This window comes from Streptosporangium vulgare, assembly GCF_042428775.1.
Lineage (GTDB): Bacteria > Actinomycetota > Actinomycetes > Streptosporangiales > Streptosporangiaceae > Streptosporangium > Streptosporangium vulgare.
Map to the genome: position 1 here is coordinate 317,558 of NZ_JBHMBS010000007.1, position 12,434 is coordinate 329,991.

General features: G+C 73.7%; 10 protein-coding genes. All 10 read right to left on the reverse strand.

Features of this window, described 5'->3' with window-relative positions; translation table 11 throughout:
* Positions 1-225: 225 nt before the first annotated feature.
* The gene (locus ACFFRH_RS17745) at positions 226-1,275 is read right to left on the reverse strand and encodes an NAD-dependent epimerase/dehydratase family protein (RefSeq protein WP_344744190.1); all 1,050 of its coding nucleotides are present in this window, start codon (positions 1,273-1,275) and stop codon (positions 226-228) included.
* Between the two features lie 248 nt (positions 1,276-1,523).
* Entirely contained in the window at positions 1,524-2,408 is an 885-nt protein-coding gene (locus ACFFRH_RS17750) for a DUF3152 domain-containing protein (protein WP_386157806.1), read from the reverse strand.
* Positions 2,409-2,860: 452 nt separating this feature from the next.
* Complete coding sequence (gene bdeA / locus ACFFRH_RS17755; protein ID WP_386157809.1) at positions 2,861-3,805, reverse strand: bis(hydroxyethyl) terephthalate hydrolase; 945 nt, start codon at positions 3,803-3,805, stop codon at positions 2,861-2,863.
* A 258-nt stretch (positions 3,806-4,063) separates the two neighbouring features.
* Positions 4,064-6,955 carry a helix-turn-helix transcriptional regulator gene (locus ACFFRH_RS17760; protein ID WP_386157812.1) on the reverse strand — a complete coding sequence of 964 codons (2,892 nt, stop codon included), beginning with the start codon at positions 6,953-6,955 and terminating at the stop codon, positions 4,064-4,066.
* A gap of 257 nt (positions 6,956-7,212) precedes the next feature.
* Positions 7,213-8,892 carry a phosphoenolpyruvate--protein phosphotransferase gene (ptsP, locus tag ACFFRH_RS17765; RefSeq protein ID WP_344744154.1) on the reverse strand — a complete coding sequence of 560 codons (1,680 nt, stop codon included), beginning with the start codon at positions 8,890-8,892 and terminating at the stop codon, positions 7,213-7,215.
* Positions 8,885-9,190 carry an HPr family phosphocarrier protein gene (locus ACFFRH_RS17770; RefSeq protein WP_344744155.1) on the reverse strand — a complete coding sequence of 102 codons (306 nt, stop codon included), beginning with the start codon at positions 9,188-9,190 and terminating at the stop codon, positions 8,885-8,887. The genes ptsP and ACFFRH_RS17770 overlap by 8 nt, the downstream gene beginning before the upstream one ends.
* Before the next feature lie 291 nt (positions 9,191-9,481).
* Positions 9,482-10,513: a zinc-dependent dehydrogenase gene (locus ACFFRH_RS17775; RefSeq protein ID WP_344744156.1), complete on the reverse strand. Its 1,032-nt coding sequence runs from the start codon at positions 10,511-10,513 to the stop codon at positions 9,482-9,484.
* Positions 10,510-10,968 (reverse strand): PTS mannitol transporter subunit IIA, encoded by a 459-nt coding sequence (locus tag ACFFRH_RS17780; RefSeq protein WP_344744157.1) that lies wholly within the window; start codon positions 10,966-10,968, stop codon positions 10,510-10,512. The genes ACFFRH_RS17775 and ACFFRH_RS17780 overlap by 4 nt, the downstream gene beginning before the upstream one ends.
* Positions 10,961-11,269: a PTS sugar transporter subunit IIBC family protein gene (locus ACFFRH_RS17785; RefSeq protein WP_344744158.1), complete on the reverse strand. Its 309-nt coding sequence runs from the start codon at positions 11,267-11,269 to the stop codon at positions 10,961-10,963. Before ACFFRH_RS17785 ends, ACFFRH_RS17780 begins: the two co-directional genes overlap by 8 nt.
* 3 nt (positions 11,270-11,272) lie before the next feature.
* A complete protein-coding gene (gene mtlA / locus ACFFRH_RS17790) occupies positions 11,273-12,388 on the reverse strand; it encodes a mannitol-specific PTS transporter subunit IIC (RefSeq protein WP_344744159.1) in 1,116 nt (371 codons plus the stop codon).
* Between the last annotated feature and the right edge of the window lie 46 nt (positions 12,389-12,434).

Below are 12,434 nucleotides of genomic sequence, written 5' to 3' on the forward strand. Positions count from 1 at the left end.
TGTCCGGTCCGAGCCCGGGTTCCGAGCCCTGCCCCCCGCCCCTGCCCCCTGAGCCCCGTTTCTCTCGATCTCGTCCCCCGGAATCCCGCTCCCTCCGGAGTCCCGCTCCCTCCGCGCCCCGTTCCTCGCCGGTCGGCGGCCGTCCGCCGCTCGGTGACGGCCCCGGCCGGGGGAGCGGGCGCGGGGGCGTCGCGTCGCCGGGGGCCGCCGGGGCTTCGGGGGCGGCTAGGGCTTTCCGCCGACACCGTCGGCCAGCTCGCCCAGGCGCGCGGGTCCTCCGGTGTGTGGCGACAGCGGCGGGGTGTTCATCCCCTCGGCGCTTCGCAGCCCCTCGAACATCTCCCGCATCGCCTCCGTCGCCGTGCGGCGCGGCTGCCAGCCCAGTTCGGCGCGGGCGCGGCCGATGTCCATGATCGGCATTCTGAGCACCAGGTCGACCAGGCCGGGCGAGGCGGGGATCAGCCTCATGTGCCAGGCCGCGGCGACGGTGCTCCTGAGCGCCCAGCCCGAGACGGGAACCAGTCGGGCACCGAGCAGTTCGGCCAGCACCGAGGGTTCGATCACCGGGTCGGCGGCGATGTTGAAGGCGCCCGACACCGGCCGGGTGACCGCGAGCCGGTAGGCCTCGCCGACGTCGTCGCTGTGGACCGTCTGGAAGCGGAGCCCGGGGGTGTCGGGCACGAACGGGATCAGGCCCGGCCGCACCAGCCGCTGCGGCACGAACGGCCCGCCGAACAGGCGCCGCTGCCCGACCGCCGCCTCCCGCTTGAAGATGAAGCCCGGCCGCAACCGTACGACCCTGATGTCCGGGTGGTCGCGCTCGAACAGGTCGAGCACCCGCTCCACGTAGGCCTTCTCCCGGCCGTAGGCGGCACCGGGCCAGCCGTGGGTCGGCCAGTCCTCGGTGACGGCCCGGTCCTTGGGAGCGGAGGAGTACGCGCCCACCGAGGAGGCGTGCACGAGCGCGGAGACACCCGCCCGCGCGGCGGCCTCGAAGACCCTGATGCTGCCCAGGACGTTGTTCCGCCAGGTCGTCACCGGGTCTCGGGTGGGCTGGAACAGCCACGCCAGGTGGACGACCGCGTCGGCCCCCTCCAGGTGCGGCGCCAGGTCGCCGGTGGCGACGTCGGCGGTCCGCCAGGTGGTGTTGGGCGGGCTCCAGTCCGGCCGCCTGCGGGCCAGGCCCACGATGGATGTGACCTCCCGATCGGCCGCGAGGGCGGACACCACGCTCGTGCCCACGTTTCCCGTCGCGCCGACTACTACTACTCGCATGCCTACCGGGTGCCCGGGGAAGGCCCGGCGAACCCGGTCTTCGCGACGGCTTTGCCGTACGGGGAGACGATCCGGCGACACGCGATCGCCGCGAACCCCGGGTCCGGTTCTTCGGAAGCCCGCCGGACGCGGGAGCCGGGGGCCGTCGCCCGCGCGGGCCCGGCCGGTCGCGCGCCGGGTTCCCGGAGCCGCCCGCGAGGGGCGGTGAGGGGAGGGCGAGGGATCAACCGGTGAGGGACGACGGGCAGTCAGCGCCGGGGGGACGGCCAGGGGTTGGGGCGGCAGCCGTACAGGGACTTGGTCTGCTGGAGCATCACCGGCGCCCGCCGGCCGCGTCCCGGGCAGGACACGTGGCTGTGGCCGAGACCGTGGCCGACCTCGTGGCTGATGACGTACTCGCGGTAGGAGGCCACGTCCCGGCCGTAGCCGGTCGCCCCGCTGTTCCAGCGGACCGCGTTGATGACCGCGCGCTCGCCGTTCCAGCAGGAGAGTATGCCGTTGGTCCGCATCGGCAGGCACCGCCGGTCGGCCGTCTCGGGGCTGGACAGCGAGACCCTGATCCTCACCGGGCCGCGGGCCACCCGCTTGAACCGGTACCCCCAGCCGCGCCGGTCGTTGAGGATCCGGTGCACCTCGGCGGCGAACTCTCCCGCCTCGAACGGCAGCCCCCGCTCGACCTCCACCGCGTACCGGATCACCTTGCCCTTCCCCCGGGGAGGCCGGTCCTCGCCGGGGGCGACGGCGTAGCGGCCCTTGGCCGACCGGGGCACCCTCACCTTCAGCGGCTGCTGCCGGCCGTTGGCGAGCAGCAGCGGCTCCTTGACCGGTGACGGGGTCTCGGGACCGGCGGAGTTCGCGGGGGCGGCCGTGTTCTGGTCGTCCTGGTCGTCCTGGTCGTCCTGGCCGTCCTGGCCGTCCTGGGGGTTCTGGGTGTCCTGTGCGTTCTGGGGTTGCGGCGGCGGGGTCGGCGTCGCGGGCACCGCCGGTATCCCGGGCGGGGCGGCGTCAGGAGGCGCGGGCCTGTCGGGAACGGGTTCGAGATGACCGCTCAGCACCGTGGCCCCACCGGCCGAGAAGGTGACCACGATGCTCAGCGCGAGAAGCCACAGAACGGTCTTGGGGTCACGTCTCATTGCGTTCCTGGACATAGACCGTAAACCTTATTGCCCCTCGGCGGTAACTAATCAAACCAGGAGAAAATCCATCATATGACGGCACTGCAGGGGGACTTTGGGGGGATATGCCAACGGCGGCCGCATGCTGCGGCCGCCGTCGGGTCAGGCGTTTTGCGGACTAACAGGGTTAACAAGGCTTTCGCTGGCCTAGCAGGTGGTTTGGGTTCTAGGTCGCGGAGGACCACCGGCCGTTCCCGGGGGCCGGCGACGGTCGCCGGGAACCACCGGCTCTCGCCGGTGACCCCGCTACCGCCGGGAGGCACCGGCCGTCGCCGTGAACCCCCGCTGCCGCCACCGGACCACGGCCGGGGTCGCGATCCGGTGACGGCCCTGCGGCCCCGCGGTCTTATGGCCCCGCGGTCTTATGGCCCCGCGGCCCCGCGGCCCCGCGGCCCCGCGGCCCCGCGGTCCTACGAGTGCGGGCAGGTGTCCTGGTACTCGGAGATGTTCAGGTCGACCCGGGGCGCCGGGCACAGGAACTGCTCGTACCGGGTGTCGTTGTCGATGAACCGCTTCATCCACGAGACGCTGTACTTGGCGATCGTGGTGTTGGACACGTTGGGCGCCGTGTGACCGGCGTTGTTGAGCTCCAGGTAGGCCTTCTCGGAAGAGGCCGGGATGCTGTTGTAGAACGGTTTGGCGTGCGCGCCCACCGAGGCGATCACGTCGTTCTCCGCACCGATGACCAGTGTCGGGACGCGCACGCCCGACCAGTTCTTGGTGGTGTGCCACGGGGTCAGCGGGATGGCCGCCTGCAGCTGCGGCCGGCTGTCGGCCGCGGCCAGCGTGCCGCCGCCGCCCATCGAGTGCCCGGCGACGCCGAGCCTGCTCGCGTCGACCCGGTTCGCGACCGAGCTCTCCTGCGTGAGGTAGTCGAGGGCGGCCAGCAGCTGCCGTCCCCGGCTGGCGGGCTGGTCGGAGCGGGTGAGGGTGTCGATGTTGAAGACCACGAAGCCGTGGGAGGCCAGCCGCGAGGCGAGCCAGGCCATGGTGGACCTGCTCGCGGTGTAGCCGGGGGCGATGGCGATCCCGCCGAACGTCCCCTCGGCGGTGGACGTCGGGTAGTAGATCGTGCCTCCGCCGAAGCCGGTCACCCGGAGCGAGGAGACGGTGGTCTCCGAGATCGCGAACGGTCCCCTGGACGCCTCGATGAGGGAGACGGTCGGGTCGGGGCCGCGGTCGTAGGGGCCGGCGGAGGCGGCCTGCGCGGCCGGAGCCGCGACGGCCTGCGCGGCGGGCGCGAGGGTCCCGCCGGTGCCGAGCAGAGCGAGTGCGAGGGTCAGCGTGGCGACCGTCGTCGCCCGGCGGGAACGCCTGGACGCGGGGGCCTGGGGGGTGGTGCCGTACGGCTGCACGTTGCTGTACTCCGTTCCTGTGGGGGGAACACGGCGATGTCCGGGGAACACGGCGTACGGCGGTCGGCGCTGACAGCCGTTCGTCGCGCGTCGGCCCGCCACCGGGAACGGTGGCGGTACGGTCAGCGTCGCCGGGGTGACCCCTCGGGTTTCTGACAGACGCCACTTTCTCCCTGTCAGCCCCGGAGTGCATCGGTGAAATCACCCGTACTCCATCGCACTGGTTAACACCGGTGAATAACTACACCAATCGGTGAATCACGACATCAACCGCACCAGTTCCACCCGCGAGCGGATGTCGAGCTTGGCGAAGATGTTCCTGAGGTGGTGCTCGACGGTCCTCGGGCTCAGGAAGAGCCGGGCCGCCACCTCCCGGTTGGTGGCGCCGTCCGCGACGATGCGCGCGATCTGGTACTGCTGCGCGGTGAGCTTCTCGGTGGCCTTCGGGCGGTGCGACCGGACGGCCTCTCCCGCCCCGCGCAGCTCGGCGCGGGCCTGCTCGGCCCAGAGCCGCGCGCCGGAGCGCTCGAACGTCTCCAGCGCGCTGTGCAGGTGCTCCCTCGCCGCTCCCGGGCGCCGGTTCCTGCGCAGCGCGCTGCCGAAGAGCAGCTGGGTGCGGGCCGTCTCGAACTCGGAGAAACCCTGGTGGTGCAGGTCGAGCGCGGCCCTGAAGTACTCCTCGGCGTCGCCCGGGGCGGCCAGGAGGGCGTGGCAGCGCGTGGCCAGCGCGCGCCGGTCGGGACTGCGGGTGCTGCCCACCCAGCGGTCGAGCACCCGCAGCGCCTCCCCGGCCCGCTCCCGGTCACCCGTACGGGCGCTGGCCTCGACGAACAGCGGGGTCGACATGACCCGCATGACGAGGTGGCCGTTGGTCCCGTCCGCCCTGGCCGTGGTCCGCAGCCGCTTGGCGGCGTCGGCGTGACGGCCCGCCGCGAGGTCGAGATGGGCCAGTGCCCAGTTGCCGAGCGCTCCCGCCACGCACACGCCGTGGGCGCCCGCCAGCTCGATGGCGCTCGCCGCCCTGATCGCGCAGGTCTCCGCGTCTCCCTCGACGGCCGCGGTGAGCGCGAGCCACCCGAGGTGCTGGCCCGCGCTGTTGGGCCGCCCGCGCTCCTGGGCGAGCCGGAGCCCCTCGACGGCGCTGGCGGTGATGGAGGCGTAGCGGCCCATCCAGAGCTCGGCGTGGATCATGAACTCCAGGACCTGCGGCACGGTGGAGACCGCCCCGCGGGCGCGCGCCGTCTCCACCGCCCGGCCGCACAGCCGCACCGCCTGCGCGTCGTCGCCGAGCAGCAGGCTGGCCACGCCCGCCCACACCAGCACCGAGGGGGTCCGCACCGAGGGCGCGAGCTCCAGCACCCGGCGGAGCGGATCGGCCGCCTCCCGGTGACGGCCGTCGAACGTCGCCGCCGTACCGGCCAGATACTCGAACATCAGCTGGGTGGCCGCCGGGTCGTCCGGGCGGCGCAGCGTGGCGGCCCACCGCGCCATGTCCAGGTAGCGATGGTTGTCACCGGCCAGGTAGTTCGCCTCGCCCGCGCGGATGAGCACCCGGACGGCCTGCCCCCGGTCCCTGTCCAGCAGAGACTCGGCCGCCGCCATCAGGTCGTCCCCGGCGCTGCCGGTCTTCCCGCTGCGCAGCTCCAGGCTGCCGCGGATCAGCTCGGCCTGGCTCCGCACCTCCTCGGAGATCGTCAGCGACTGCAGGCGGGTGAGCAGCGACCGGGCCCGCCGGGGCAGGCCCGCGTGCCAGGCGCGGTTGGCGGCGGCGGCCAGGCGCGCGGCCTTGACGTCGCCGTGCTCGGTCAGCTCGGCCGCCCGCTCGAAGGCGAGGAAGGCCGCGGGGTGGCCACCGTGGGACTCCTCCTCGGCCGCCGCCGAGGACAGCTCGTCGGCGAGCGTCTCGGCGGGTCCGTCCATCGCGGCCGCCCGGTGCCAGGCCCGCCGCAGCCGCTGGTGGTCGTGGCGCAGCATGCCCGCGAGCAGGCGGTGCGCGGCACGGCGGCGGGCGAGGGAGGCGCCCGCGTAGACGACCGTCCGCATCACCGGCTCGCGGAAGTCGTAGCGGTCACCGTCACCGTCCATGTCGCCGCCGCCGGCACCGGCGACATGGACGACCACCCCCGCCCGCTCCGCCGGTTCCAGCGCGGTCAGCGCGCACTCCGGCCCCGCGGCGCCGGCCAGGGTGACCGTCTCCAGGCCGGGATCCGCCGCGAGCAGCAGGAGCACGTCCACGGTCTCGCGGGGCAGCCGCGCCAGCCGGTCGGCGTACGCGCGCCAGAGCCGCCCGCCCCTCGGCAGGGTCGCGGGCGGGGCGGCGGCGCCGGAGATCTGCTCGGGGCTCAGCGACCCGGCGAGCTCTCCGAGCGCGAGCGGGTTGCCGCGTGCGATCTCCAGCAGTGAGGCCCGCACGTCGTCGGCGAGCCCCGGCACCAGGTCGTCGGCGAGCCGCCTGGCCGCCTCCTCGTCCAGGGCGCCCAGCTCGAACGCCGGTATGTCGTCGGGGGCGGTGGCGCCGCCGTCGCCGCGGTCGTCGGCCCCGAACAGCAGCACGACCGGTTCTCCCGCCAGTCGTCTGGCCGCGAAGAAGAGCGCCTCGCGGCTGGGCGCGTCGAGATGGTGGACGTCGTCGACGCAGGCCAGCACCGGGCCACCGGCGGCCACCAGGAGGTTGAGCACCGCCGCGGGAAGCGCCAGCCCGCCGTCCGCCGCGCCCAGCTCCAGCGCCCGGGTCAGCGCCTCCGCCTGCGCCGGGGGGAGCGCGGGGAGCCGGTCGGCGACCGGCCTGAGCAGTCCGTGCAGTCCGGCGTACGGCAGGTGCGACTCCGTCTCGGTGCCGCGCACCCTGAGCACGACGAAGTCGCCGGTGCCGACGGTGCCGACGGTGCCGCCGGTGCCGTGGACGCCGTCCGTGTCGCGGGTGCCGTCCGCGTTGCCGCTACCGCTGTTATCGCCGTTACCGCCGCTACCGCGCGCGTGGGCCGCCGCGAGGTCGAGCAGCGCGGTCTTTCCCGTACCCCGCGCCCCTCGCAGGATCGCCGCGCCCCCGGAGCCGCCACGGGCGGCGTCGAGTAATCGCAGCAGCGCGTCCTGCTCCGTGTCACGGCCGTGCAGCGCCGGTGACCGGGTGGCGGCGGAGGGGGAGGGCATGTCTCAGTGTTACGCGCGTGTGTCGCGCCTGGAAAGAGCCTGGAAAGAGGGGGTGGCGGGGCTCCCCACCGGCCTCCGCTGGCCTGCACCGGGGTGCCGGTGGCCTCGCGAAGACCGGTGATTTCACCGATGCGCGCCGGAGGGTACGCGGGGCGGACCTCGGGCGGACCCCGAGGAGGCGGACACGGGACACGGAGTGGAGGAGAGGCCGGGCCGGCGAGGGGCCGGTCCGGCCGGGGGACGGAGGCCGGGGTGCCTCAGCGGTCCGGGACGATCGCCTTCCTGGCCTGTCCGGGATCGTCGGCGGCCAGCGCGATCCGGGCGTTGTCGCGGCACCGGGCCAGGGAGTGGGCGGCGAGACTCTCCCGCACCGGGGAGATCCCGGGGGCGGACATCGACAGGCTGCTGACGCCCAGCCCGACCAGGACGGTCGCCAGCAGCGGGTCGGCCGCCGCCTCCCCGCAGACGCCGACGGGTTTGCCCGCCGCCCGCCCGGCCGCCGCGCAGTCGGCGATCAGCTGGAGCAGCGCGGCCTGCCAGGGGTCCAGCAGGTCGGCGAGCTCCCCGTGCTGCCTGTCGGAGGCGAAGGTGTACTGGCTCAGGTCGTTGGTGCCGATGCTCAGGAAGTCGAGCTCCTCCAGCAGGCGCCCGGCGCGCAGCGCGGCGGCGGGGACCTCCACCATCGCCCCGACGTGAGCGATGCCCCGGGCGCGGGCCCGCCCGGCGAAGTCGGCGGCCTCGGCCACCGTCGTCACCATGGGCGCCATCACCCACGGCTCGGTCCCGGTCTCGCGGGCCGCCTCGGCGATGGCGTCGAGCTGGGTGTCGAGCACCTCGGGCCTGACCCGGGAGACCCGCAGTCCCCGTACGCCCAGCGCCGGGTTGGTCTCCTCGGCCAGACCGAGGAACGGCAGCGGCTTGTCCGTGCCCGCGTCGAGGGTGCGGACCACGACGTGCCCGCCGGGGGCGGCGCGCAGGACCGCGGCGTAGGCGGCCACCTGCTCCTCGCGGCTCGGCTCCTCGCGCCGGTCCAGGAAGAGGAACTCGGTGCGGAACAGCCCCACCCCCTCCGCGTCCACGCCCTCGGCTCCCTCCGCCGAGGGCGCCGGGTCACGCGGCGCGAGGTCGGCCGCCGAACCGATGTTGAGCAGCAGCTTGACCGGGTGGCCGTCGGAGGTCCTGCCGGGGCCCCGGACGCTGCCCGCCCGGCGGCGGTCGGCCTCGGCCCGGCGCCGGATCTCGGCGGCCGCCTCCTCGCCGATGCCGACCTCCACCTCGCCCCGCAGGCCGTCGACCGACACCCACGTCCCCTCGCCGATGTCACCCGCCCCCCGGCAGGCGACCACGGCGGGCAGGCCACGGGCGCGGGCCAGGATGGCGGTGTGGCTGGTCGGGCCGCCCTTCTCGGTGACGAGGGCGAGGACGGCTCCGGGATCCAGGTTCACCGTGTCGGCGGGGGACAGGTCCGTGGCGACCAGGACGAACGGATGACCCGGGTCGGGCACCCCGGGGAGGGGCAGGCCCAGCACCGACGCCACGGCCCGGTTACGGATGTCGTCGAGGTCCGCGGCGCGCTCGGCGAAGTGGCCGCCCGCCGCCAGCAGCGCGCGCCGGTGATGGGCGCAGGCCTCGTCGATGGCGTGCGCCGCGTCCTTGCCCGACCTGATGTTCGCCTCCACGGACTCGTGCAGGCCGGGGTCGTCGGCGATGAAGGACTGCGCCTCCAGGATCGCCCTCGCGTCGGCGTCCGGCGCCTTCTCCGCCCGTGCCTCCAGCTCGGCGACCGTGGCCCGCAGCGCGTTCATCGCCTGGTCGAGCTCGGCGTCGGCGTCGGTGACGGGGGAGGGCGCGGGCAGCTCCGGCGGGCCCGCCATCCGGCAGACCCGCCCGGCGGCCCGGCCCGGGCTCACCCCCAGGCCGCTGAGCGTCTCAGCCACGGGAGGTCTCTCCGGCGCCACGGGGGGTCTCCTCGGCGTCGAGGTCGCGGGCGAGCAGTTCGGCGAGGGAGTCGAGCGCCTCGTCGGCCCCGGGTCCCTCCGCCTCGATCGTGACCTCCGTGCCGTGCGTGGCGCCCAGGGCCAGCACGGCGAGCATGCTGTTGGCGGGTACGGGCTTGCCGTCCCCGACGCGGATGCGGACGGGCATCCCCTGCTTCGCCGCGGCCTGCACGAAGATCTTCGCGGGCCGGGCGTGAAGGCCCGTGCTTGAGGCGACGACCACTGTCCTCTCCGGCATCTCCGGTTCTCCTTCTACGCGTTCTGCGAGTGGTGCGAGCTTTGAGGGGGCCTGCGCGGGTTCGACGGGCTCACGCGGGCTTCGTGCGGAGTCGTGGAGCGGGCCTGCCCGGACTGCCCGAGCTGCCCGAGCTGCCCGGACCTGTCCGGGCTCGTGCGATCCTTCGCGGGCCCGTTCGGACCTCGTTCCGGGCCCGTCGGGACCGTTCGTTCCGAGCCCGCGGGTCTTCCGGGCCCGCGCACCGGGCCCTCCCGCCGGGCCGGGCGGGAGGGGGCCGGGGACCGGGGCCGGTCAGGGCTCGATGGTCACCTTGATGGCCTCGCCCCTGCTGACGATGTCGATCCCCTCCAGGACCTCCGTGAGCGGCAGCCGGTGCGTGATGAGGTCGGCGACCGGCACCGAGCCGTCGGCGATCAGCCGCAGGGCCCGGGCGTTGTGCGCCGGGCTGGACCCGTTGGCGCCGACGATGGTCAGCTCCCGGTAGTGGACCAGGTTGGAGTCGCACCGGATGATCGGGTTGTCCTTGGGCAGGCCGCCGAAGAAGCTGATCCGCCCCTGGCGGGCCGCCATCCGCAGCGCCTGCTCCTGGGCCGCGCCGGAGGCGGCGGCGGTGATGACGACGTCGGCCCCCCTGCCGTCGGTCAGCTTGAGCACCTGCTCGACGACGTCCTCGCCGTGGACGACCGCGTCGGGGTGGACCAGCCTCGCGGCCATCTCCAGCCGCCCGGCGTTGATGTCGACCAGGAAGACCCGCGCCGCGCCCCGCGACCGCGCCAGCCGTACGTGCAGGCAGCCGATCGGGCCGGAGCCCATGATCACCACGTCGTCGCCCTCACCCACGCGGGCCAGTTCCTGGCCGTTGAGCACGCAGGCCAGGGGCTCGGCCACCGACGCCTCGGCGAAGCCGATCTCGTCCGGGATGCGGTTGACGCCGTCGACCGCGAGGACCGTCGCCGGGATGATCATGTACTCGGCGAAACCGCCGTCGTAGTGGTAGCCCATCGACTCCTGGTTCGGGCAGACGGTCATCCGGCCCCGGCGGCACTCCGCGCACTTTCCGCAGGGGATCGCGGCGATCACCTGCACCCGGTCACCCGGGGCCCACCCGCCCGCCTCGGTGACCTCGACCACCTCGCCGGCGATCTCGTGCCCCATCACCCTGGGCGGCTTGATGTGGTGGTGGCCGTGCTTCTGGATCTTCGCGTCGGTGCCGCAGGTCGAGCAGTTGCGCACGCGTATCTTGATCTCGCCTGGTCCGGCGACGGGCTCCGGCGCCTCCTCGACGCGGATGTCGCCAGGGGCGTAGAAACGGGCGACCTTCACGATGCTCTGTCCTCTTCGTTCGGTTGCAGCAGCCGGACCACCTCGGCGACCTCCGTCGCCTCGCGAAGGGTCCTGGCCTGGTCGGGATCCATCAGGATCTGGGCGAGTTCGGCGAGCAGCCGTACGTGGCCGTCGCCCTTGGCGGCGATGCCGATGCACACCGTCACCTGGTCGCCGTCCCAGTCGACGCCGCCGGGAAAGCGCACGACGCTGATGGCGTCGTGCCGGACGGCGTCCTTGGCGGCCAGGGTGCCGTGCGGGATGGCGACCCCCTCGCCGACGTAGGTGGAGATCGAGCGCTCCCGTTCGAGCATGGTGGCGACGTAGGCGCTCTCCACCGCGCCGACGGCGAGCAGGGCCTCCCCGCACTGCCGGATCGCGTCGTCGCGGTCGGTGGCCGAGGCCGTCAGCCGGATGGCGCGCGGGTCCAGCGGCAGCGGCGCCGTCTCAGGCATTGACGGTGCCGCCGCTCTTGATCGTGCTGACCAGCCTGGTCACCGCCGGGTCCCCGATGAAGACCTGGAACGGGATCAGCACCTTGTCCGGGGCCCCGGCCCTGGCCCGGTTCGCCAGGCCGGCGTGGCAGACCACCACGTCGGCGTCGGCGGGGATCGAGTTCACCGGGGTGTGCTCCACCTGGACGTTCTGGTCCTTCAGCTGCTTGCGGAGCTGGGTGGCGAGCATGACGCTGCTGCCCATGCCCGCGTCGCAGGCCACGACGATCTTGTGGATGTCCTTGCTCTCGATGCTGGCCATCGGTCAGGCCTCCTTGACGACGGGTGCGGTCTCGGTCTGGGTGGGGGGCTCCTCGGGGTTCTCCTCCGTCTCGTCCTTACCCCTGCCGAACCCGAGGAGCGCCGAGGCGACGGCGAAGGAGACGAGGGTCGCGGCGAGGACGCCGGCGATGGTGCCGAACCACCCGCCCCTGGGGGTCACGGCGAGGAAGGCGAAGATGCTGCCGGGCGACGGCGTGGCCACCAGCCCGGCCCCGGTCAGCAGGAAGACCAGGACGCCCGTGGCGCCGCCGGCGATGACCGCGAGGATCAGCCGGGGCTTCATGAGCACGTACGGGAAGTAGATCTCGTGGATGCCGCCGAAGAACTGGATGATGATCGCGGCGGGGGTGCTGGGGCGCAGCGCGCGGGGGCCGAAGAACATGAAGGCGAGGAGCAGGCCGAGCCCTGGGCCGGGGTTCGACTCCAGCATGAACAGGATCGACTTGCCCGTCTCGGCCGCCTGCGCCACGCCCAGCGGGCCCATCACGCCGTGGTTGATGGCGTTGTTGAGGAACAGCACCTTGGCGGGCTCGATCACGACCGAGGCCAGCGGCAGCAGGTTGTTGCCGATCAGCCAGGCGACCGCGTCGCTCGCGACGTCGGTGATCGCGGCGACGATGGGGCCGACGGCCTTGACCCCCACCAGGGCCATGGCGCCGCCGATGATGCCGGCGCTGAAGTTGTCCACCAGCATCTCGAAGCCGGCCTTGACCCGGTCGGCGACGAGCCCGTCGAACAGCTTCAGGAGGTACGCGGTGAGCGGCCCTATGATCATCGCGCCGAGGAACATCGGGCTCTCGGCGCCGGCGACGACACCCATGGTGGCGACGGCGCCGACCACGGCGCCGCGCTGGCCGTGGACCATCCGCCCGCCGGTGTAGCCGATCAGGATAGGCAGCAGCACCTTCACGATCGGGTCGACCAGGACGGCGAACTCCTTGTTGGGCAGCCAGCCGGTGGGGATGAACAGGGCGGTGATCAGGCCCCAGGCGATGAACGCGCCGATGTTCGGCATGATCATTCCGGCGAGATACCCGCCGAAACGCTGAATGCTCGCTCTCGCCCCGGTTCCTGTGACGGTTGGGGTGTACTCGCTCATGTGTGCTGCTCCTTCCGGGGTGGCCGGCGACAGGCCGGCCAGGGGG